Raw genomic sequence first — 23,431 nt, forward strand, 5'->3', positions numbered from 1 at the left:
CTTAAATGGTTCTTACGAGGGGCCCGGCGGGGGCGGAGGGGTCGGCGGGGCGGCGGGGACGGCGCGAGGCCAACCACCCTTCCGAAGGTGGGGTTTTCCCCAGGAAAAGACTCCGCTGCGCACCAGCGCGCGCGGGCACCCCGGCCACCGAGACTGACAAGCACCGACAAGCGCCGAGCACACCCGGCTCATCGCATCACCGACATAGGAGACTTACCGTGACAACGGCTGTGACCACTCCCAGGCACGGGGGCACTGGAGGAGGACGTACGGCCGTGGCGGCGCGGGCTCGCCAGGTCGTGAAGGCGTACGGCAGTGGGGAGACCCAGGTCGTCGCGCTCGATCATGTCGATGTCGACGTGGCGCGGGGGCAGTTCACCGCGATCATGGGGCCCTCGGGGTCCGGCAAGTCGACGCTGATGCACTGCCTCGCCGGGCTCGACACCGTGACCAGCGGGCAGATCTACCTGGACGAGACCGAGATCACCGGGCTCAAGGACAAGAAGCTCACCCAGCTGCGGCGGGACCGGATCGGGTTCATCTTCCAGGCGTTCAATCTGCTGCCGACCTTGAATGCCATCGAGAACATCACGTTGCCGATGGACATTGCCGGGCGGAAGCCCGACCGGGGGTGGCTGGATCAGGTCGTGGAGACCGTGGGGCTCGCCGGGCGGCTCAAGCACCGGCCCACCGAGCTCTCCGGCGGCCAGCAGCAGCGCGTCGCCGTCGCCCGTGCCCTCGCCTCGCGGCCCGAGATCATCTTCGGTGACGAGCCGACCGGGAACCTCGACTCCCGTGCCGGGGCCGAGGTGTTGGGCTTCCTGCGGAGGTCCGTGACCGAGCTCGGGCAGACCATCGTGATGGTGACGCACGACCCGGTCGCCGCCTCGTACGCGGACCGCGTGCTGTACCTCGCGGACGGCCGGATCGTCGACGAGATGTACAACCCGACCGCCGAGCAGGTGCTGGACAGGATGAAGCACTTCGACGCGCGGGGGCGTACGTCATGAGTTCCACCGTGATGAAGACCTCGATGCGCAACTTCTTCGCGCACAAGGGGCGCATGGCGCTGTCCGCCGTGGCCGTCCTGCTGTCGGTGGCGTTCGTGTGCGGCACGCTCGTCTTCTCCGACACCATGAACACGACCTTCGACAAGCTCTTCGCCGCGACCTCCGCCGATGTCACGGTCAGCCCGAAGGACGCCGGGGACGCCGACGAGCGGCCCAAGAGCGGCAAGCCGGAGTCGCTGCCCGCCTCGGCCCTCGCGCAGGTGAAGAAGGCGGACGGCGTGAAGTCCGCCGAGGGCGCCGTCAGCAGCGACAGCGTCACGGTGGTCGACGCGAAGAACAAGAACGTCGGGCCGACGAGTGGCGGGCCGACCCTCGCGGGCAACTGGACGCACAACGACCTGCGTTCGATGGAGATCACCTCCGGCCACGCCCCGCGCGGCCCCACCGACGTGATGGTCGACGCCGACACCGCCGACAAGCACGACATCAAGATCGGCGACGAGCTGCGTACGATCTCCGTCCTCGGCGACTTCAAGGCCAAGGTCAGCGGCATCGCCACCTTCAAGGTGACCAACCCGGGCGCGGGCGTCTTCTTCTACGACACCGCCACCGCCCAGCGTGAACTCCTCGGCGCCACCGGCCGGTTCACCCAGCTCAACCTCGCCGCCGACGCCGGTGTCAGCGACACGCAGCTGAAGCAGAACGTCACGAAGACGCTGGCCGCCGACACCCCGGGCGCCTACAAGGTCAAGACGGCGAAGGAGAGCGCGGACGACAACCGCAAGTCGGTCGGCGACTTCCTCGACATCATGAAGTACGCGATGCTCGGCTTCGCCGGGATCGCCTTCCTCGTCGGCATCTTCCTCATCATCAACACCTTCTCGATGCTGGTCGCCCAGCGGACGAGGGAGATCGGCCTGATGCGCGCCATCGGGTCGAGCCGCAAGCAGATCAACCGCTCCGTCCTCGTCGAGGCCCTGATGCTGGGCTTCTTCGGCTCCGTCCTCGGCGTCGGCGCGGGCATCGGTCTCGCCGTCGGCCTGATGAAGCTGATGTCCGGCATGGGCATGGAGCTGTCCACCGCCGACCTGACGGTGAAGTGGACAACTCCCGTCGTCGGCATGACCCTTGGTGTCGTCGTCACGGTCCTCGCCGCCTACCTTCCGGCCCGCCGCGCGGGCAAGGTCTCCCCGATGGCCGCGCTCCGCGACGCCGGTACGCCGGCCGACGGCAGGGCGGGCGTGCTGCGCGCCGTCATCGGGCTGCTCCTCACCGGCGCGGGCGGCGCCCTGCTGTACCTGGCCGGGACCGCCGACAAGGCGAGCGAGGGCTCGCTCCCGCTCGGCGGCGGTGTGGTGCTCACGCTGATCGGCTTCGTCGTGATCGGTCCCGTGCTCGCCTCGGGCGTCGTACGGGTGATCAGCGCGGTCCTGCTGCGCATGTTCGGCCCCGTCGGGCGGATGGCCGAGCGCAACGCGCTGCGCAACCCGCGCCGCACGGGCGCCACCGGCGCGGCCCTCATGATCGGCCTGGCCCTGGTCGCCTGCCTCTCCGTGGTCGGCTCCTCGATGGTCGCCTCCGCCACGGACGAGCTGGACAAGTCGGTGGGCGCGGACTTCATCGTGCAGGGCACGGGCAACAACCCGCCGCCGGTCACGCCCCAGGCCGAGCAGGCCCTGAAGAAGAGCCCGTACATCTCCCACGTCACCCGCTACAAGGACGTCCAGGCCGACGTCACCACGCCGGACGGCAAGACCGGCAAGAAGATGGGCTTCAGCGCCGCCGACCCGACGTACGCGCAGGACCTGCGCAAGGAGACGGTCGCGGGCGAGCTGTCGGCCGCCTACGGCACGAACGCCATGTCGGTGGGCGAGGACTTCGCCAAGAAGCACCACCTGAAGGTCGGCGACGAGCTGAAGGTCGCCTTCGACCACGGCCGGACGGCGCAGCTGCGGCTCGCGGCGATCACCTCGGACGACAGCTCCCTCGACCAGGGCGCGATGTACGTGAACATCGCGACGGTCGCGCGCTATCTGCCCGCCGACCGGATGCCGCCGAGCGACATCGTGTTCGCCAAGGCGGCCGAGGGCAAGCAGGACGAGGCGTACAAGGCGCTCAAGGCGAGCATGCAGACGTACCCGCAGTACAAGGTCATGGACCAGACCGACTTCAAGCAGACCCTGAAGGACCAGGTGGGCCAGCTCCTGAACATGGTCTACGGGCTCCTCGCCCTCGCGATCATCGTGGCGGTCCTGGGCGTCGTGAACACGCTCGCCCTGTCGGTCGTCGAGCGGACCCGGGAGATCGGTCTGATGCGGGCGATCGGTCTGTCGCGGCGGCAGCTGCGCCGCATGATCCGCATGGAGTCGGTCGTGATCGCCCTGTTCGGCGCGCTGCTCGGCCTCGGGCTCGGCATGGGCTGGGGCGCGACGGCCCAGAAGCTGCTCGCCCTGGAGGGCCTGAAGGTCCTGGAGATCCCCTGGCCGACGATCCTCACGGTCTTCGTGGGCTCGGCCTTCGTGGGGCTCTTCGCGGCGCTGGTGCCGGCGTTCCGGGCGGGGCGGATGAATGTGCTGAACGCGATCGCGACGGAGTAGCAGCTACTCCGTGTAGCCACCCGCAATGGGGGAGCGGGGGAGGGAGGGCCCGGAAGCGAGAGCTTCCGGGCCCTCCTCGCTCGCGCCGTACGGCCGGGCGGTCACCCTCAGTGGCCGAGCCGCCCCCCGCGGGGCAACCGACGTACGCTGGAGGCCCCCGGCCCGTACCACGTGTCGGGCGTCTCGCGTTGCCCACCCTTGGACGGGAAGCCCACACCATGAGCCTGCACGGACTCCTCGACGCCGTAGTCAAGGACGCGGCCCTCACCGAAGCGGTGGAGGCCGCGTCCGGCGGTAACCGGCACCACGTCGACCTGGTCGGCCCCCCGGCCGCCCGCCCCTTCGCCGTGGCCGCCCTGGCCCGCGAGACCGGGCGCACCGTGCTCGCGGTGACCGCGACCGGGCGGGAGGCCGAGGATCTCGCGGCCGCGCTGCGCTCACTTCTTCCGCCCGACGGAGTGGTGGAGTATCCGTCGTGGGAGACGCTGCCGCACGAGCGGCTGAGTCCGCGCTCCGACACCGTGGGCCGGCGTCTCGCCGTCCTGCGCAGGCTGGCGCACCCGAGGAGTGACGACCCGGAGACCGGGCCCGTGTCCGTCGTCGTCGCGCCCGTGCGCTCCGTGCTGCAGCCGCAGGTCAAGGGGCTCGGGGACCTGGAGCCCGTCGCGCTGCGGTCGGGGGAGAGCCGGGACCTGGGCGAGATCGTCGAGGCGCTCGCCGCCGCCGCGTACTCGCGGGTCGAACTCGTCGAGAAGCGCGGGGAGTTCGCGGTGCGGGGAGGCATCCTCGATGTCTTCCCGCCCACCGAGGAGCATCCCCTTCGTGTGGAGTTCTGGGGGGATGACGTCGAAGAGATCCGGTACTTCAAGGTTGCCGATCAGCGGTCCCTCGAAGTCGCCGAGCACGGGCTCTGGGCGCCGCCCTGCCGCGAGCTGCTGCTGACCGAGGACGTCAGGGAGCGGGCCGGCGCTCTTGCCGAGCGGCACCCGGAGCTCGGTGAGCTGCTCGGCAAGATCGCCGAGGGCATCGCCGTCGAGGGCATGGAGTCCCTCGCGCCGGTCCTCGTCGACGACATGGAGCTGCTGCTCGACGTGCTGCCCGCCGGGGCCATGGGTCTGGTCTGCGACCCGGAGCGGGTGCGCACCCGGGCCGCCGACCTCGTCGCGACCTCCCAGGAGTTCCTGCAGGCCAGCTGGGCCGCCACGGCGGGCGGGGGAGAGGCGCCCATCGATGTCGGCGCCGCCTCGCTCTGGGGCATCGCCGACGTCCGTGACCGGGCCCGCGAGCTCGGCATGATGTGGTGGTCGGTGAGCCCCTTCGCCGCCGACGAGGACCTCAGCGACGACACCCTCAAGCTCGGCATGCACGCCCCCGAGACCTATCGCGGGGACACGGCCAAGGCCCTCGCCGACACCAAGGGCTGGCTCGCCGACAGCTGGCGGACCGTGTACGTGACGGAGGGGCACGGCCCGGCCTCCCGCACCGTCGAGGTGCTCGGCGGTGAGGGCATCGCGGCCCGGCTGGACAAGGAGCTGGCCGAGATCAGCCCGGCCCTCGTCCACGTGGCCTGCGGCTCCATCGAACTCGGCTTCGTGGACCCGCAGTTGAAGCTCGCCGTCCTCACCGAGACCGACCTGACCGGGCAGAAGGCGGCCGGCAAGGACGGCCAGCGGATGCCCGCCCGGCGCCGCAAGACCATTGACCCGCTCACCCTTGAGTCCGGTGACTACATCGTTCACGAACAGCACGGTGTAGGGCGCTACATCGAGATGGTGCAGCGCACCGTGCAGGGCGCCACCCGGGAGTACCTCGTCGTGGAGTACGCGCCTGCCAAGCGCGGGCAGCCCGGGGACCGGCTCTACATCCCCACCGATCAGCTGGAGCAGATCACCAAGTACGTGGGCGGGGAGGCCCCGACGCTGCACCGGCTCGGGGGCGCCGACTGGACCAAGACCAAGGCGCGCGCCAAGAAGGCCGTCAAGGAGATCGCCGCCGATCTGATCAAGCTGTACAGCGCGCGCATGGCGGCGCCGGGGCACTCGTTCGCGCCCGACACCCCGTGGCAGCGCGAGCTGGAGGACGCCTTCCCGTACGCGGAGACGCCCGACCAGCTCACCACCATCGCCGAGGTCAAGGAGGACATGGAGAAGACGGTCCCGATGGACCGGCTGATCTGCGGTGACGTCGGTTACGGAAAGACGGAGATCGCCGTCCGCGCCGCCTTCAAGGCCGTCCAGGACGGCAAGCAGGTCGCGGTCCTCGTCCCCACCACGCTGCTCGTGCAGCAGCACTTCGGGACGTTCTCCGAGCGCTACTCCCAATTCCCCGTGAACGTGAAGGCGTTGAGCCGCTTCCAGACCGACACCGAGTCGAAGGCGACCCTCGAAGGGCTGCGCGACGGGTCGGTGGACATCGTCATCGGCACGCACCGGCTCTTCTCCTCCGAGACCAAGTTCAAGGACCTGGGCCTGGTCATCGTCGACGAGGAGCAGCGCTTCGGCGTCGAGCACAAGGAGCAGCTGAAGAAGCTCCGCGCGAACGTGGACGTGCTGACCATGTCGGCCACGCCCATTCCCCGTACGCTCGAAATGGCCGTCACCGGCATCCGCGAGATGTCGACGATCACCACGCCGCCGGAGGAGCGCCACCCGGTCCTGACCTTCGTCGGGCCGTACGAGGAGAAGCAGATCGGCGCCGCCATCCGGCGTGAACTCCTGCGCGAGGGCCAGGTCTTCTACATCCACAACCGCGTCGAGTCCATCGACCGTGCGGCGGCGCGGCTGCGCGACATCGTCCCCGAGGCGCGGATCGCGACCGCCCACGGCCAGATGTCCGAACAGGCCCTGGAGCAGGTCGTCGTGGACTTCTGGGAGAAGAAGTTCGACGTGCTCGTCTCGACGACGATCGTCGAGTCCGGCATCGACATCTCCAACGCGAACACGCTGATCGTGGAGCGCGGTGACAACTTCGGTCTCTCCCAGCTCCACCAGCTGCGCGGGCGTGTGGGCCGTGGCCGCGAGCGCGGTTACGCCTACTTCCTCTACCCGCCGGAGAAGCCGCTGACCGAGACCGCGCACGAGCGGCTCGCCACCATCGCCCAGCACACGGAGATGGGCGCGGGCATGTACGTGGCGATGAAGGACCTGGAGATCCGAGGGGCCGGAAACCTGCTCGGCGGCGAGCAGTCGGGCCACATCGCGGGTGTCGGCTTCGACCTCTACGTACGGATGGTGGGCGAGGCCGTGGCCGACTACCGGGCGTCGCTGGAGGGCGGTGACGGGCTTTCGGATGAGCAGCCGCCGCTGGAGGTCAAGATCGAGCTGCCCGTCGACGCGCACGTCCCGCACGACTACGCGCCCGGCGAGCGGCTCCGCCTCCAGGCGTACCGCGCCATCGCCTCCGCCAACACGGAGGAGGACATCAAGTCCGTACGCGAGGAACTCACCGACCGCTACGGCAAGTTGCCCGAGCCGGTGGAGAACCTGCTGCTCGTGGCCGGGCTGCGGATGCTGTCGCGGGCGTGCGGCGTCGGCGAGATCGTGCTCCAGGGCAACAACATCCGCTTCGCGCCCGTGGAGTTGAGGGAGTCGCAGGAGCTGCGGCTCCAGCGGCTCTACCCCGGGACGGTCATCAAGGCCGCCGCGCACCAGGTGCTGGTGCCGCGCCCGAAGACCGCGAAGGTCGGCGGGAAGCCGCTCGTCGGGCGCGAACTGCTCGGCTGGGTGGGGGAGTTCCTCACGTCGATCCTGGGGTCGTGAGCCATCGGCTTCACGGCGTGCACGCCTCGGCGACGGACAGGCTGTTCTCGTAGAGGTGGTGGCGGGTGATCCGGCCGTCCTCGACGGTCAGGCGCAGCGAGAAGGGCCCTGCGTAGGACTTGCCGATCGCGCGGACGGTGCCGGAGAGGTGTCCGAAGAGCACCGCGTCGGTGCCGTCCACGAGGACGGTGTCGAGGCTCGCCCGCGCCGACTCGGGGATGACGTGGGCGAGCAACTCCTCGCCCTGTGCGGCGCATTCGGCACCCGTGCGGCGCGGGCGGAGCCACGGGACGGCCGGGTTCTCGGCGAGCAGCCAGTCGACCTCGTCGGCGAACAGGGCGGTGAGCCGCTCGGTGTCGGCGGCCATGCGGGCGGCCAGGAACTCCTGGACGGTGGCGCGGGTGGCCTCGGCGACGTCCGTGGACTGAGGGGCCTTGGTGGCGCCGGCGGCCTGAGTGGGCTGAGCGGCCTGAGTCGGCTGAGTGGGCTGAGCGGGCTGGGTGGCGTCGGTGGTCGTCATGGCACTGATCGTGCCCCGGGCGCGCGGCCCGCGCGATTACTTCCGGGGTAATGCTTCCGTACGCCTCGTTCCCCAACCCGCAAGCCGCCCCCGGACGTTGGTCCGTGGGCGGCCTGCGGATGTGCCGACAGGGGTGCCGGTGGGGGTGCCGGTGGGCCTACTCGGGCTTGTCGCGGTCCATGCCCAGCTTGTCCTCCACCTGCTCCTGAACCGAGTTGACCTTGTCCTCGTACTTGCCGCCGGTCTTCTCGTTGATCTCCTCTTCCGCGGCGTCGGAGACGTCCTTGGCCTTGTCCTTGGCCTGGTCCTTGAACCTGTCGAAGATGCCCATAGGGGGCTCCTTCCGGGCGTTCGGGGGTGGTGCACGAACGACGATACGTCCGTAATGCCCCGATTGCTCGCCGAGGCCCTGCGTGGTCTGGACCACTGGGCCGCTACGCTGCGCGCATGCTTCGTACCGCCGCCGCGTCCCGTGTCACCGCCCTGCCCCGCACCACCGCCGCCCTGCTCCTCGGCGCCCTGCTCACCACCACCGCCTGCACCGCCGAGGACGAGAAGTCGGGCGGCAGCTCCGGGCCCGACGCGAAGGCCGGTTCGGCGCTCGCCGCCGTCGACGCGCTCACGGTCAAGGGCCGGGCGCCGAAGACCGGGTACGACCGGGCCCGCTTCGGCACCCCCTGGGCCGACACCGACGGCAACGGCTGCGGCACCCGCGACGACATCCTCAAGCGCGACCTGAAGGACGTCACGTTCCGCGGCGGCGACTGCACGGTGGCCTCGGGCACCCTCTCGCCGGACCCGTACACCGGCAAGGACGTGAGCTTCACGCGCGGTCGCAGCCGGGTCGACATCGACCACCTCGTGGCCCTCTCGGACGCCTGGCAGAAGGGCGCCTTCCAGTGGGAGCCGGGCAAGCGCATCGCCCTCGCCAACGACCCGCTCAACCTCCTCGCCGTCGACGCGGGCCCCAACCGGGGCAAGGGCGACGGCGACACGGCCACCTGGCTGCCGAAGAACAAGGCGTACCGCTGCACCTATGTCGCTCGGCAGGTCGCCGTGAAGAAGAAGTACGGGCTGTGGGTGACGGCCGGGGAGCGGGACGCGATGAAGCGGGTGCTCGGCAGCTGCCCGCAGGAGAAGCTGCCGTCCGGCGGCAGCCCGACCGTCGCACCGCCCCGCTTCCACGCGCGCTGAGCCGAACCCGCCGGTCGCGTGGGCACCCGTCGGTCGCGTGGGCACCCGCTGTCCCGTGGCCACTCGCCGGTCCCGTAGGCACCCGCCGGTCCCGTAGGGCCCGGCGGGCCGCTCAGGTGCCCAGCTTGCTCAGCGCGTCGAGGTCGAGGACCTTGCCCGCGGGCGGGTTGGCGCGGACCGGCTTGTCGTAGTCCGTGAAGGTCATCTCCAGCGGCTTGTTCTTCTTGTCCACGCCGTCGGCCTTCAGGAGATACGGCTTGCCCTCGGTGGCGATGTAGAGGGTGCCGTGCCCGTCCTTGTCCTTCGAGTCGAGGGTGAACGCCGGGGTGCCGCCGAGTGTGGTCGCCTTGCCCCTGCGGATGACTGACTTGTCCTTGCCGCCGTCGCCGTCGTCGTCGCCGTCCGTGAGGTCGGAGAGCATGTTGTCCAGGTCGCAGAGTTCGTCGAACTCCTTGGCGTCCGGGCTCTTCGCGTTCATCTTCACCCAGCGCCCCGCGAGCATCTGCACCATCGCGTCCGTCTCGGCCTTCGACCCGGTCTTGCCCAGGGCGCGCACGAAGTCCTCGTCGTACTTCATGTAGAGGGTGGAGCCGGTCCTGACCAGGTCGGCGGAGCCCTGCTCGGCCATGCCGATCGTGCCGGCGCACCGGCCCTGCCGGTCCAGGGCCAGGTCCATGGTGATCCGGCCGCCGTCGTCGTTCGGGCCCGAGCCCTTGATGCGGAGCGAGGAGGCGCTCTTCGTCGCCTCTTCGGCCTTGTCGCTGATCTGCTTGCCGCTGAGCCCGGCGAACGGCTCCTTCGCCGGGTCCGGCTTCTTCGACTCCGGGGCCTGTGAGGTCTTGTCGGAGCCCGAGCCGCCCGAGTCCGAGCCGCAGGCGGTGAGGCCGAACGCCGCGACGGCGGCCAGGCCGAGACCGGTGAACGTGGTAAGTGCGGTGCTGCGCATGGCAGTTGCCCCCCAAGGGCGCTAAGTGCAGTCCCCCCATGGACTGTTGAGGACACAATGAGAGCAGGAGCTGTGAACCGCGTCAACACGCAAAGCTGTGGATGTAGGGTTAACGGGCGCGCGTGACCAGGCGCGTGGACGAGGGGAGCGGGTCCGTGCCGGACAGTCTGCAGAGTGGTGCGCGGGGCGCCGCGTCCGCCGGGGCCGCATCATCTATCGGTGCCGCGTCCGGCGGTGCCGCGTCCGCTGGGGCCGCGTCCGGCGGCGCCACGTCCGTCGGCGCCGCCGAGGTGACCGCCGCCGGGATCGCGCGGCTCGCCGGGGTCGGCCGGGCCGCCGTCAGCAACTGGCGCCGCCGCCACCCGGACTTCCCCCGGCCCGTCGGCGGCACCGAGACCAGCCCCTCCTTCGCCCTCGCCGAGATCGAGGGCTGGCTGCGCGACCAGGGCAAGCTCGCCGAGGTCCCCCTGCGCGAGCGGGTCTGGCAGCGGCTAGCGGGCCACCCGGCGGGCCCCGTCACCGCCCTCCTGCACACCGGCTGCGCCCTGCTCCTCGTGCACGACCGGCACCCCAAGTGGCTGCGGGTCAGCGCCGTGTCGGACGAGCGCATGGCGCAGCTCCTGCCGGACGCCCTCGACGACGTGCTCACCCCGCGCTTCGGGGTGCGCAGACGCCGGGCGGTGCAGGCACCCGAGCCCGCCCAACTGCTGCCGTCCGTACCGCTGTTGCGCGCGGCCGTGGAGCTCGCCGCCGGGCTCGGCACCCGGCAGACGTACGAGTTCCTGCTCGGCCGCCACCTCGACGCGAACCCCCGCCAGTACCCGCTCACCCCGGCCGGACCCGCCGAGCTGATGGCCGCGCTCGCCGGGCCCGCCCGCACCGTCACCGACCCGGCCTGCGGCACCGGTGCCCTGCTGCGCGCCGTCGAACCGGTCCCCGGCCAGTACCTGTACGGGCAGGACAGCGCCCCCGGTCTGGCCGCGCTCGCCGCGCTGCGCCTGGCCCTCGGCTCCGGGAACTCCGGGAGCCATGGGAACTCCGGGAGTCACGGGAGTGCCGGGAGTCCCGGGAGCCGAGGGAGTTCCGGAAGCGCTCAGCGGTCCGCGAGCTTGGAGACGACCGTGCGCACGATGGCCGCCGACACCCTGCGCGCCGACGCCTACCCCGACCAGCGCGCCGACGCCGTGCTCTGCCACCCCCCGTTCAACGAACGCAACTGGGGCCACGACGAGCTCGCCTACGACGACCGCTGGGAGTACGGCTTCCCGGCCCGCACCGAGTCCGAACTGGCCTGGGCGCAGCACGCGTTGGCCCGCCTGCGGGAGGGCGGCACCGCGGTCCTCCTGATGCCGCCCGGCGCCGCCTCACGCCGTTCGGGCCGCCGTGTCCGGGCCGACCTGCTGCGCCGGGGCGCCCTGCGCGCGGTCATCGCCCTGCCCCCGGGTGCCGCACCCCCGTACCACCTCCCGCTCCACGTATGGGTGCTGCGCAAGCCCACCCAACGGCAGCCCACCCAACGGCAGCCCATCCAACGGCAGCCCACCACACCGGAGTTGCTGCTCGTGGAGGCGGCGGGCCTGGCTCCCGCGGACGGCAGGCCCGCCTGGGCGCGGGTGCGGGACGCGGTGCTCGACGCGTGGCGCGGCTTCGACCAGCACATCGGTGACGGCACGTGGGCCGCGAGGCAGGGCTTCGCCCGCGCAGTGCCGGTGCTCGAACTCCTCGACGACGAAGTGGACTTGACCCCGGCCCGGCAGCTGCCACCCCCGGACTCCGGCACCGTGGGCCAGGACCTCGCCGCGGTCCGCGGTGACCTGGACGAGGCGCTGCGCCGGGCCGCCGCCCTCGCCCCCGCTCCCGCGCCGGACCCCGGCGCGGACGAGGACGCCGCCTCCTGGCCCCTCACCACCGTCGGTGAACTCGCGCGCGCGGGCGCCCTGTCCCTGCGCAGCGGAACGGGCGCCCCCGTGGACGCCCCGCAGGTCCCCGCACTCACCGTCCTCACCGGCCACGACGTCCGCGCCGGCACCGCGCCCTCCGGCACCCCCGACGACGCCGCCCCGGCCGACACGGCCCCCGTCTTCGCCGAAGTCGGCGACGTCGTCGTCCCCTTGCTCGGCGGCACCGTCGCCGCCCGCGTCGTGGACGAGGCGACGGCGGGCGCCGTACTCGGCCGCGGCCTCACCCTGCTGCGCCCCGACCCGGCCGCGCTCGACCCCTGGTTCCTCGCCGGATTCCTGCGCTCCGCCGTGGGCCGCCGCCAGGCCAGCAGCTACGCCTCCACCTCGGCGCGGCTCGACGTACGCCGACTGCGGCTGCCCCGCATCCCCCTGGAGCGCCAGCGCGCCTACGGCGTCCGCTTCCGGGCGCTCGCCGAGTTCGAGGACGCGCTGCGCCAGGCGGGGCGCGCCGGGGAGCAGTTGGTGCGCGGCCTGCACGACGGACTGACGGCAACGGTTCGGTACAACCCTTAACCGCTCCCCGGAGTCGGCCTATACGCTCGAACCCGCATCCGTTCGTTTTCCGGCCGTACGTTCCTTCGTGGGAACCGGGTACGGCCTCTTCAGGCACCAGGAGAGCAGCCATGCACGGCCCGGGCTACGCGCAGCCGCATCCACCGGCGCCCTCCGGCGGCACGCATGTGACCTTGCGCGTGGTCTTCGTCGTCCTCGCCGTCATCACCTGCGGACTCGCCGCGTGGGCGCCGCTGCTCCGGCTCGCCGTCGTGACGCGCAAGGCCCACGACTGGGTGCTGTTCGGGCTCGTGGCCGCCCTGGACGGCACGGCGCTCGTGCTCATCGCGGTCGACCCGGGCGACGACGAGTTCACCGGCTCCGGCAACGCGGGCATGGCCATCATGGTCTGCACGATGTTCGCCGCCGTCATCTACTACCTGGTCGCGGACATCCGCCACTTCGGCCGAACAGCCCTCCAGCAGGCCCAGTTCATGGGGTACGCGTCCGGGGCGCAGGCTCATCCCCAGGCCCAGCCGTCGTACGGCTACCCGCCCCAGCAGCCCGGCCCCGCCCCCGGCCCCGTCCACTTCCAGCAGACCCAGACCCACCTCCACCAGCCGCCCCAGGCCGAGCCGCCGTACCCCGCGCCGCAGCAGGCCCCGCACACCCCGCCGCCGCCCGCGCGCCCCGCGCCCGCCCGCATCCACCAGGTCCGGGCCGAACTCGACGAGCTCAGTGACTATCTGCGCAAGCAGGAAGGCGGCAGCTGACCGTGGCGGCAGGCACGGGTGCGGCGACCGGCGGCCGGGTCGTCGCCGGGCGCTATGAGCTCTCCACCCTCATCGGCCAGGGCGGCATGGGCCAGGTCTGGACGGCGTACGACCAGCGCCTGGACCGCCGCGTCGCCGTCAAGCTGCTGCGTCCCGACCGGGTCGCGGGCGCCGAGGCCGAGGAGCTGCGCCGCCGCTTCGTGCGCGAGTGCCGCGTCACCGCACAGGTCGACCACCCCGGCCTGGTCACCGTGCACGACGCGGGCAGCGAGCCCACCGAGGACGGGGACCTCTTCCTCGTCATGCAGTACGTGGACGGCGCCGACCTCGCCGACCACCTCGCCGAGAACAACCCCTACCCCTGGCAGTGGGCCGTCGCGGTCGCCGCGCAGCTGTGCGCCGTGCTCTCCGCGGTGCACGCCGTCCCGATCGTGCACCGCGACCTCAAGCCGCGGAACGTGATGGTCAAGCAGGACGGCACGGTCACCATCCTCGACCTCGGCATCGCCTCCGCCATCGACACGGACACCACCCGCCTCACCCACACCGGTTCCCCCATCGGCAGCCCCGCCTACATGGCCCCCGAGCAGGCGATGGGCGGCGCCGTGGGCCCGTACACCGACCTCTACGCCCTCGGCGTCCTGCTCCACGAACTCCTCAGCGGCGACGTCCCGTTCGCGGGCTCCACCGCCCTCGGCGTCCTCCACCGCCACCTCTACGAACCCCCGCTCCCGGTGCGCCGGCTGCGCCCCGAGGTCCCCGAAGCCCTGGAGAAGCTGGTCCTGCGCCTGCTCGCCAAGGACCCGCAGCACCGCCACGGCAGTGCCCAGGAGGTCTACGAGGACCTGCTTCCGCTGCTGCCCGCGCGCGGGGCCCCCACCGGCGGCCCCCTCGACCCGACCCGCCCCTTCCTGCGCCCGCACGCGCCCTGGCCGGACCGCGCCACGACCCCGGCGCCCACCCCCGGCACCCCACCGCCCCCGCCGGGCGGACCGCCCTCCGGCCCGCCCCAGCAGGACGTCGCGCGCGCCGTCGACGACGTCAAGCGCCTCCTCGGCGAGGGCCGCATCACGCAGGCCGTCGACATCCTCGGCGCCATCCTCCCGGCCGCCGCCGTCCAGCACGGCGAGCACTCACCCGTCGTCCGCACCCTGCGCAAGCAGTACGCCGCGACGCTCATGGACGACGGCCAGTACCGCCGCGCCCTGCCCGAGCTGCGCCGCCTCGCCGACGAGCGCGCCGCCGAGTCCGGCCAGGCCGACCCGCAGTCCCTCCAGTTCCGCCACGACGCGGCGATGTGCCTTGAACAACTGGGCGAACCGGCAGCGGCCCTGGCCGAATACCGCGCCCTGCTGCCCCACTACGAGAACCACTACGCCTCCGACGACCGCGCCCGCCCCCTCGAAATCCGCCGCCGCATGGGCCACTTGCTGCTCGCGCTCGGCGACCGCCCGGCCGCGCACGACACCCTGGCGCGCCTGCTCCTGGACGCGGAACGGCTGCACGGGTACGGCCATCCGTTCCCGGCGGAGATCCGCCGGACGCTGCAGTGGCTCGGACAGGTGCGCGGATAGCCCCCGTACGGCCCTCCACGGGGTACCTCAACTCCCGGGAAATCGTTGGTCGAATAGGTGGCCGAGGAGACGGCCACTGCCTACCATCGATCACTGCCGGACTTTGTGCGCCCGCCCGCCGCCCGACCACCACCCCTGGCCGAGGCGCTGCGCGCCGCCCGTCTTTGCAATCTCGCCTCCGGGAGGCCACCTTGCACCGCCGCTCCAGCCGTCGTCGCACCGCCCTCATCCTCTCCGCCGCGGCCCTCGCCGCGGCGCCCCTCCTGACCGCCTGCGGCAACGACGCGCACCCGGGCGCCGCGGCCGTCGTCGGCGGCGACCGCATCACGGTCAGCCAGCTGGAGAGCCGGGTGAACGAGGTGCGGGCCGCCCAGCGCAAGGCCATCCCCGACAGCCGGCAGTACGCCCAGGCCATCTCCAAGTCCGGCGGCCTCACCCGCGCGACGCTGCACTCGATGGTCCTCGACCGTGTGCTGCACCGCGCCGCGTCCGACGCGCGCGTGCACGTCAGCCGCCGCGAGGTGCAGGAGGCGCGGGCGGGCCTGGTCCAGCAGGCGGGCGGCGAGAAGGCCCTGCAGCAGGGCTACCTCCAGCAGTTCAACGTCGCCCCGGCCCGCATCGACGACAACCTCCGTACGGAGATCGAGGCCAACAAGCTCGCGAAGAAGCTGGGCCTCGACATGAACTCCCCCCAGGGCCAGGCCGAGTTCTGGAAGAACCTGACGGCGGCCTCCAAGAAGATGAAGGTCGACCTGAACCCGCGCTACGGCACGTGGGACGTGAACAAGAGCAGGCGCGTGGACGCGAAGACGCCATGGCTGCGTGAGGTGACGGCGGGGCCGTCGGCGGACGGGCAGAGCCAGGTGTAGCGGGCGGGCGCGGCGGGTCCGCGGACCGGTACGCAGCCGGGTCCGCGGCCACCGGCCTTCGTCCTTCTCGGGTGGCTGTCAGTGCGGTGGGTTACGTTCGACGGGTGAACGCATCAACGCCCCCGGCCGCCGCCGCTCCCCCCACCAGCGGTCGCGTCATCCTCCTCACCACCAGCCATCGCGTCGCCCCCGGCCTGCTCTCCTGGCCCGCCTGGCAGGCCCTGCACGTGGCGGACGAGGTCCTGTGCGCCGACGCCGCCCACCCCCAGCTGCCCTATCTGCGCGAGGCGGGCGTCGCGGTGGAGCAGGCGTCACCGTCCGCCCAGGAGCTGGTCGACGCCTGCGCGGGCGGCCGCACGGTCCTGGTGATCGCCACGGCAGAGGGCGACCGTCCGTTGACGGACGGCCTGGCCCGCCTGGCCGGTACGGGCCGCGTCCCGATGCCGGACCTGGAGCTGCTCCCCGCCTCGTACGACCTCCCCGGCGCCCGGCTGCTGGACCTGGTCCAGGTCATGGACCGCATCCGCCTCGAATGCCCCTGGTCGTCCCAGCAGACCCACAAGGGCCTGGCGAAGTACGCGATCGAGGAGGCGTACGAGCTGGTGGAGGCGATCGAGGACGGCGACCGCACGGAGCTGCGGGAGGAGCTCGGCGACGTCCTGCTGCAGGTCGTCTTCCACGCACGCATCGCGGAGGAGGCGTCCGGGGAGTCCGAGGGGGAGGAGCCGTTCTCCATCGACGACGTGGCCGGGACCATCGTCGAGAAGCTCATCCACCGCCACCCGCACGTCTTCGGCGAGGAGGCCGCCGAGACCCCCGAGGAGGTCAAGGACCACTGGCTGCGCACGAAGGCGGAGGAGAAGCGCCGCGAGTCGGTGACGGACGGGGTGCCGGTGGGCCAGCCCGGCCTGGCCCTGGCCGCGAAGCTCGCATCGCGCGTGCGCACGGCGGGACTTGAGGTGCCGCTGCCTTCGGGGGAGGGCATGGGCTATGAGCTGCTGCGGCTCGCGGTGGCGGCCGAGGCGGCGGGGGTGGACCCGGAGGCGGCGCTGCGGGGGGCCGCGCGGGCCTATCGGGACGCGGTGCGCGCTGTTGAGGGGGCGGGGGCGTAGCCGACGGGATTACGGTTGCTCCCTAGGGCTGGTTCGGCTGGTTCGGGGAGCAGGGGGCTTGCGTGGAGCGGGAGTTGGAGGTGCTGGCGGAGGCGGGGGCGCAGGTCCTGGTGCGCCAGCTGAGCAGAGCGCACCCCTCCAAGTGGGCGCGGGCGAGGTATGAGTTCACGGAGTTCTTCCGGCAGGCGGGCGTGGCGTCGGGGTACGAGGCCAACCTGGACCTGAGCCGGAGAGAGGCGCTGGGGGCCCCGGCGGGCGGGGAATTGCTGCTCCGGCTCCGCAAGAACTGGGAGCGGGAACTCTCCGTCGGTCTGGCGCGCAACGCCCGCAGCGCGGAGAAGCTGCGCTCGATCGTGGGCGAGTTCGGACCACGTCCGGAGTCCGGAGCCACAGTGGTGCCCTGTCCCGGATGCGGCGCCCTCAACTGGCCGGTCAACGCACTGTGCGAGGTCTGCGGGCGTGGCCTCCCGCCCCAGGAGAAGGCGGCTGACTCCCGGCGGACCCGGGAGAAGACGACTGATCCCCGGCCGGCCCGGCGGGCCCGGCGGACCCGGGAGAAGGCGGCCGATCCCCAGCAGCCCTCCGCCGTACGCAACACGATCGACGGCGGCACCTTCGCGGGCCCGGTGATCCCGTCGGGTGCCGTCGGCGAGGTCACCGTCCACCCGGTCCACGCCCAGGGCGACCACGTCGACTTCAGCAGTGGTGACTTCAAGGGCCCCGTCATCGGCGTCCAGAACAACTACGGCACTCAGCCGGACCCCAACACCCCGGCGACGGCCGACAGTTGGCCCACCCGCACCCAGCTCCGCCGCCTCGCCCTCGGCATCCACCCCGCCCGCAGGTCCGCCGACACCCCCGGACTCCCGCCCTACATCGCGCGGGACTGCGACGGCGAACTGGCCGACCTCGTGCGGGAGGCCACCGTCCACGGCGGCCTCGTCGTCGCCACGGGTGAGCCCATGTCCGGCAAGACGTCGACGGCCTGGGCGGCGCTGCGGGCGGGCGTGGCCAAGGACGCCCGCGTCTTCGTCGCCCAGCCCGGCACCGACCTGCACGACCTCCCCGCCCAGCTCCGCGGCCGCGACCGCACGAAGACGCACGTGGTGTGGCTCGACGACCTCGCGGCGCACCTCGACGAACAGGGCCGCACCGCCGGGCTCCTGGCTCAGCTCACCAGCGACGGCGTCCTCGTCCTCGCGACCATGCGCGACGAGACGTACGACATGCACCGCTTCGGTGGCCGCCCGGCCTCCCGGGTCCTGAGCGCGGCCCGGAAGACGGAGGTCCCGGGCCGGTGGAGCGAGGCCGAGCTGGCACGCCTCGCCGAGGCGGACGATGCGCGCCTCGTGGACGCCGTCCGCTGGCGCGGCGACCGCAGCGTTCCCGAATTCCTGGCCCTCGGACCGGAGTTGTGGGACGAGTGGCGCCGCGCCCGCCGCGCGAGCGGCAACCCCCTCGGCCACCTCCTGGTCCGCGCCGCGATCGACCTGGCCCGCTGCGGGCTGCCCCGGGGCGTGGACCGGGAACTCCTGAAGGTCGTCTGCGAGGCGTACGAGGAACACGAGCAGTACCGGGCGTACGGCGGTGGCACGGGCTTCGACGCGGCGCTCGCCTGGGCCACCGCACCCCGGCACGGCGGGCCCGGACTCCTCGTGCCCGGCGAGTGGGACGACACCTGGCGGGCCTGCGGATCCCTGATCGCGGACGCGGCCCGCGCACCCGCCGAGACGGGCCCCGTGCCGGACGGCTTCTGGGTCCGCGTCCACGAGGAGCTCGACGTCCACGACCCGCGTGAGCTGGCCGACTTCGTGACCTCGTTCCAGCAGATGCTCGTGCCGCGTGCGGCGACGGGCGACGCCTTCGCCCTGGACTGGCTCGGCGCCCTGGCCGAGTGCGCGGGGGACACGGAGACCGCCGAGGGCAGGTACGCCGAGGCCGCCTGCCTCGGCCACACCAAGGCCGCCGCCTCCCTGGGACGACTCCTCGCCCGGCGCGGCGCCGAAGCGGAAGCGATCCCGCACCTGGAGGCGGCGGCCGAGGCGGGCGAGCCCGGCGTCCTGACCCTCCTCGGGCTGCTCCACCGCAACCGGGCCGTCCACTACCTCCGCCGCGCCGAGTCCGACGGCGACGCCGAAGCGGCCGCCCGCCTCAAAGGCCCCCTCGTGCCGCCCGATGACGCCTCGGCGGCGCCCTGACCCTTAGTACCTTTGGCCCAGGGCGAGTTGACGCTGGGGATGGGTGATCGATGGACGCGGAGTTGGCGGCGCTGGCGGCTGCGGGGAGCTCGGCGCTGGTGCAGGCGGCGGCCACGGACGCGTGGGCGGCCCTGCGCGACCGAGTGGTGGAGCTCTTCGGGCGGAACCCGGAACTGCGGGAAGCGGAAGCGCGATTGCTCGACGGGTCCCGGGAGGCGCTCCTCGCCCCGGACGGCACCCCCGCACGCGGCGACGCCGAGGGCGAGCTGACCGGCGAGCTGCGCTTGCTCCTCGCCCAGAACCCGCGGGCCGCCGCCGAACTGCGGCGCATCATCGAGGAGTTCGAGCCCCCGGCGGACCGGAGCTCGCAGACCGCCGAGGTCACCAACACCCTCTCCGGCGGTGTCTTCCACGGCACCGTCGTCCAGGCGCACACCGTCGAGGACCTCAGCGTCCACCTGCCACCGGTCGAGGGCCACCAGATCGACTTCAGCGGCAGCGAGTTCAAGGGCACCGGCCCCGTCATCGGCGTCCAGAACAACTACGGCAACGACCACGGCCCCCAGCCGGGCGGCACCCACTCCGCCGACGGCTGGCCCCGCGTGGACGAACTGCGGCGCCTCTCCTTCGGCGTCCGTCCCACGAGCCGCTTCGGGGACGAGCCCGCCCTGCCGCCGTACGTGCCCCGGGACTGCGACGACACCCTCGGCGCCCTGGTGGCGCACGGCCTGCGCGAGGGCGGCCTCGTCGTGGTCATCGGCGAGCCGCTGTCCGGCAAGACGATGACGGCGGCCTGGGCGGCGCTCCACCCCGCGACCGGCCCCGGCACCCGCATCCACCGCCCCGACCCCGGCACGGACCTGCGCGACCTCCCCGCCCGGCTGCGCGGCGGCACGGGCCACTACATCGTCTGGCTCGACGACCTGGAAGGGCACCTCGGCGAGCACGGGCTCACGGCGGGGCTGCTCGCCCAGCTCACCCAGGAGCGGGCGCTCGTCCTCGCGACGATGCGCGACGAGGCGTACGCGCGCCACCGCTTCGGCGGCGCCGGCTCCCAGCGCGTCCTCGCCGGCGCCCGCACCGTCCACCTCGGCTGCGACTGGAGCGCACCGGAGCTCGGCCGGCTCGCGGACCGTGCCGCCGGCGACCCGCGCCTGGCGGCGGCCCGGAACCGCCACGGCGGCACCGGGGTCACCGAATTCCTCTCCGTGGCACCGGAGTTGTGGGAGGAGTGGCGGCACGCGGGCCGCGGGGGCAGTACGCACCTGCGCGGCCATCTCCTGGTGCGGGCCGCGATCGACCTGGCGCGGTGCGGGATCGAGGACGACATCCCGCTGGAGCTCCTGCTCGACATCCAGGGCCGGTACGCGGAGTACAAGGAGCAGGTGGCCGCCGGCGCCGGGCAGCAGACGCCGGCGGACGCCCTCGCCTGGGCCACGGCACCCCGGCACGGCGTGACCGGGCTCCTCGTGCCCGGGAGCGCGGACGACACGTACCGGGCGTACGGCTCCCTCGTCGCGGACGGCGCCCGCTCCGGGGAACTGCCGCCGCTCCTCGACGTGGTGTGGGTCCGTGCGGTCCTGGGCTCGAAGAAGCACGGGTTCGCCGCTCTCCCGGCCGTGACCGCGGGGTACCGGGCCGCCTTCCTGCCGCGCGCGGAGGGCGGCGAGGCCCAGGCGCAGTGCATGCTCGGGTTCTTCGCGGAGGACGCGGGCGACACGGAGGAGGCGGAGACCTGGCACCGCAAGGCGGCCGACCGCGGCCACATCGACTCCTGTGTCCAGCTGGGGAACCTCCTCGCCAGGCGCGGCGCCGGAGCGGACGCGATCCCCTACCTGGAGTCGGCCGCCGAGGCGGGGAAGCGGGAGGTGCTGCCCCTCCTCGGCCGCCTCCTCCAGGAGCGCGCCGTCCACTACCTGCGCCGCGCGGAGTCCCACGGCAACGCGGAGGCGGCGGCCCGCCTCAAGGGGCCGCTGGTGCCGCCCGACTCTCCCGTGGCGGACCCCGGGGCTCAGTACCGTTGACCGAGGGCGAGTTGAGGCGTTGGGGGCCGTGTCGTGTCGGAGTCGGAGATCACCACGCTCGTGGCCGCCGTGAGCTCCGCGCTCGTGCAGGCCATGGCGACGGAGGCGTGGCCGACCGTACGGGACCGCGTCGCCGGTCTGTACGGGCGGCGGGCGGCGGCGGAGGCCGTGCGGCTCGACGCGGCCCGGGCGGAGCTGCTCGCCGGGGACCGGGACGGGGGACACGAGGACGACGCGCAGGCCGAGTGGCGTGCGCAACTGCTCGGGCTGCTCGCCGACAACCCGGGCGCCGCCGAGGAACTCCGCGATGTGGCCGAGGAGTTCGAGCCCCTGGCGGACGACAGCCCGCAGGTGTGCAACAGCGTGCCGGGCGGCCGCGCCGAGACCATCGTGCAGGCGGGCACGGTCACCTCGCTCACGGTCCACGAACGACCGGCACCGCAGGTCTCCCGCGACCACGTCGACTTCAGCAAGGGCACCTTCCACGGCTCGGTCATCGGCGCCCAGCACATCTACGACTCCCGGGGCAGCGGCGCCCGCACCCCCGACTGGCGCCCCGCCCAGGAGCTCGGCCCCGCCGAGATCGGCGTCCGCCCCACCCGCCGGGTCCCCGGCCTCCCGGACATCCCGCCCTACGCCGCCCGTGACATCGACCCCGAGCTCGCCGCCGCCCTCGACGGCGGCGGCCTCGTCCTGCTCCTCGGCAAGCCCTGCTCCGGCACGTCGTACACGGCCTGGAACGCCCTGCGCGCCCTGGACGGCCACCAGGTCTACGCCCCCGAGCGCGGCGCCGACCTCCGGGCACTGCTCGGTCCGGTCAAGGAGAACCCGGGGCAGTACGTCCTGTGGCTCGACGACATCGAGGGACACCTCGGTGAACGGGGCCTGGAACCAAGTCTGTTGGAGCGGTTCAAGGTGCTCGGCGTGCGCATCCTCGCCACGATGGACCCCGACACCTACTACGAGCGCAGGACCGGCTCCCGTCCCGGCGACCGCGCCATCGCGCATGCGCGGACCGTCGAACTGCCGGGGCGGTGGACCGAGGCGGAGCTCGCCCGCCTGGCCGAGCACACCGAGGACCCACGCTCGTACGAGGCGTACCTGTGGTCCGAGAACGCGGGCCCACCGGCCCACCTGGCCCTCGGCCACCTCCTGCACGAGGAGTGGCAGCGCCTCAGCGCCCGGGACGCCGACCCGGCGGGCGTCGCGGTCGTACGGGCGGCGCTGGACGTGGCGCGGTGCGGGTACGCGGCGGCGGTGCCGCTGAAACTGCTGGTGGCCCTCGGGGCGCCGGGCGAGACGACGGAGTGGGCGGCGACGGAGCGGTGCGGGTACGCCGGGTTTCTGCTGCCGGGGGAGGAGCCGGGGACGTGGCGGGCGCACGGGGCGCTGGTGGCGGGGGAGTTGAGGGTGGGGAGGCCGGTCACGGACGACCTGCAGTGGGAGGTGTACGACGCGACCAAGCCTGACTCCCCGGAGGAGCGTGCGGTCATCGATGGACTGGTCCCAGTGCTGCGTTCTCGCGCGGCGGCCGGTGACGTGGACGACGCGTACGCACTGAGCATGGAGTTCACCTCCGGAGATGAGAGCGATGAGTGGCTGCGCGCGGCCGCGGACGGAGGCCATGCGGGCGCGGTCGCCAGGCTTGCCGATCGACTCTTGGACCAGGGCAGGACGGACGAGGCCCTCCCCTACCTGGAGCGTGCCGCCGCGAACGGTGCCGTCTGGGCCATCGGCGAGCTCACCCGCCGCCACCTCGCCCTCGCCCTGGCCGAAGGGCGCCTCACGAAAGCCGTCGTGGGCCGGCCTGTCCAAGCGGTGGCCGTCGGCGATCTCATGGCCGGTACGCCGGGCCGGGAAGCCGAGGCGATGCGGCACTATCTCAGGGCCTGGCAGGGCGGCAGCGCCGACGCCGCCCTGCGCATCGCCGGACTCCTCCGGGACCAGGGCCGTTCCGACGAGGCCGAAGCCTGGTACCGCCACGCGGCCGAGGCACGGGACACCATCGCCGCCCACAGCCTCGGCGTGCTCCTCTCCACCACGCCGGGCCACGACCCCGCCGAGGTCGAGCAGCTCTTCACTCGCGCTGCCGACGCCGGTCACGCGCAGGCGGCAACCGCTCTCGGCGTCCTGAAGGAGGGCCGAGGCGACATGAAGGCCGCACACGCCCTCTACAAGAAGGGAGACGCAGGCGGTGACCCCGAAGCCGCCTACCGGATCAGCCGCCTCGCGAAGGACCCCAAGATCCGTAAGGCATGGCTCAAGCGGGCCGCCATCCGCGGCCACTACCAGGCAGGCAAGGAAACCGGCGCGTTCGAGCCGCCCCCCGCTCCGGATACCGTCAAGAAGTGACCGACAGCTCTACCCCGACGCCTGAGACCCCCGCGACCCCCGCGACGCCCG

The 23,431-nt window shown here is 72.8% G+C and carries 15 protein-coding genes; 12 read left to right on the plus strand and 3 right to left on the minus strand.

Annotated features, from left to right (window positions below):
- Positions 1–218: 218 nt before the first annotated feature.
- The 3 genes from ACFWYM_RS22870 (at position 219) to mfd (ending at position 7,365) form a co-directional block, all read left to right on the plus strand.
- A complete protein-coding gene (locus ACFWYM_RS22870; protein WP_384840102.1) occupies positions 219–1,010 on the plus strand; it encodes an ABC transporter ATP-binding protein in 792 nt (263 codons plus the stop codon).
- A complete protein-coding gene (locus ACFWYM_RS22875) occupies positions 1,007–3,607 on the plus strand; it encodes an ABC transporter permease (protein WP_384840106.1) in 2,601 nt (866 codons plus the stop codon). Before ACFWYM_RS22870 ends, ACFWYM_RS22875 begins: the two co-directional genes overlap by 4 nt.
- A 218-nt stretch (positions 3,608–3,825) precedes the next feature.
- Complete coding sequence (gene mfd / locus ACFWYM_RS22880) at positions 3,826–7,365, plus strand: transcription-repair coupling factor (protein WP_384840109.1); 3,540 nt, start codon at positions 3,826–3,828, stop codon at positions 7,363–7,365.
- Between the two features lie 10 nt (positions 7,366–7,375).
- Here mfd and ACFWYM_RS22885 read toward each other — a convergent pair whose 3' ends face one another.
- Positions 7,376–7,885 (minus strand): nuclear transport factor 2 family protein, encoded by a 510-nt coding sequence (locus ACFWYM_RS22885; RefSeq protein WP_384840112.1) that lies wholly within the window; start codon positions 7,883–7,885, stop codon positions 7,376–7,378.
- Positions 7,886–8,042: 157 nt separating this feature from the next.
- Positions 8,043–8,216: an antitoxin gene (locus tag ACFWYM_RS22890; RefSeq protein ID WP_384840115.1), complete on the minus strand. Its 174-nt coding sequence runs from the start codon at positions 8,214–8,216 to the stop codon at positions 8,043–8,045.
- 116 nt (positions 8,217–8,332) lie between these two features.
- Here ACFWYM_RS22890 and ACFWYM_RS22895 point away from each other — a divergent pair, with 116 nt between their 5' ends.
- Positions 8,333–9,079, plus strand: coding sequence for an HNH endonuclease family protein (locus ACFWYM_RS22895; protein WP_384840118.1), 747 nt, complete (start codon positions 8,333–8,335; stop codon positions 9,077–9,079).
- A 112-nt stretch (positions 9,080–9,191) separates the two neighbouring features.
- On the opposite strand, the gene ACFWYM_RS22900 is transcribed toward ACFWYM_RS22895, so the two are convergent.
- Positions 9,192–10,025 (minus strand): hypothetical protein, encoded by an 834-nt coding sequence (locus ACFWYM_RS22900; protein WP_384840121.1) that lies wholly within the window; start codon positions 10,023–10,025, stop codon positions 9,192–9,194.
- 290 nt (positions 10,026–10,315) lie between these two features.
- Here ACFWYM_RS22900 and ACFWYM_RS22905 point away from each other — a divergent pair, with 290 nt between their 5' ends.
- The 8 genes from ACFWYM_RS22905 (at position 10,316) to ACFWYM_RS22940 (ending at position 23,380) form a co-directional block, all read left to right on the plus strand.
- Positions 10,316–12,499 carry an N-6 DNA methylase gene (locus tag ACFWYM_RS22905; protein ID WP_384840124.1) on the plus strand — a complete coding sequence of 728 codons (2,184 nt, stop codon included), beginning with the start codon at positions 10,316–10,318 and terminating at the stop codon, positions 12,497–12,499.
- Positions 12,500–12,609: 110 nt separating this feature from the next.
- Positions 12,610–13,251: a hypothetical protein gene (locus ACFWYM_RS22910; RefSeq protein ID WP_384840127.1), complete on the plus strand. Its 642-nt coding sequence runs from the start codon at positions 12,610–12,612 to the stop codon at positions 13,249–13,251.
- A 2-nt stretch (positions 13,252–13,253) separates the two neighbouring features.
- Positions 13,254–14,825, plus strand: a complete 1,572-nt coding sequence (locus ACFWYM_RS22915; protein WP_384840130.1) for a protein kinase — start codon at positions 13,254–13,256, stop codon at positions 14,823–14,825.
- Positions 14,826–15,016: 191 nt separating this feature from the next.
- Complete coding sequence (locus ACFWYM_RS22920) at positions 15,017–15,694, plus strand: SurA N-terminal domain-containing protein (RefSeq protein ID WP_384840133.1); 678 nt, start codon at positions 15,017–15,019, stop codon at positions 15,692–15,694.
- A 104-nt stretch (positions 15,695–15,798) separates the two neighbouring features.
- Complete coding sequence (locus ACFWYM_RS22925; RefSeq protein ID WP_384840136.1) at positions 15,799–16,806, plus strand: nucleoside triphosphate pyrophosphohydrolase; 1,008 nt, start codon at positions 15,799–15,801, stop codon at positions 16,804–16,806.
- Between the two features lie 62 nt (positions 16,807–16,868).
- Entirely contained in the window at positions 16,869–19,004 is a 2,136-nt protein-coding gene (locus ACFWYM_RS22930) for a hypothetical protein (RefSeq protein WP_384840138.1), read from the plus strand.
- A 50-nt stretch (positions 19,005–19,054) separates the two neighbouring features.
- Positions 19,055–21,028 carry a tetratricopeptide repeat protein gene (locus tag ACFWYM_RS22935; RefSeq protein WP_384840141.1) on the plus strand — a complete coding sequence of 658 codons (1,974 nt, stop codon included), beginning with the start codon at positions 19,055–19,057 and terminating at the stop codon, positions 21,026–21,028.
- Positions 21,029–21,061: 33 nt separating this feature from the next.
- Positions 21,062–23,380 carry a tetratricopeptide repeat protein gene (locus ACFWYM_RS22940; protein ID WP_384840144.1) on the plus strand — a complete coding sequence of 773 codons (2,319 nt, stop codon included), beginning with the start codon at positions 21,062–21,064 and terminating at the stop codon, positions 23,378–23,380.
- Positions 23,381–23,431 lie beyond the last annotated feature (51 nt).

Origin of the sequence: Streptomyces sp. NPDC059009, from assembly GCF_042740175.1 — a bacterium.
Taxonomy (GTDB): Bacteria; Actinomycetota; Actinomycetes; order Streptomycetales; family Streptomycetaceae; genus Streptomyces.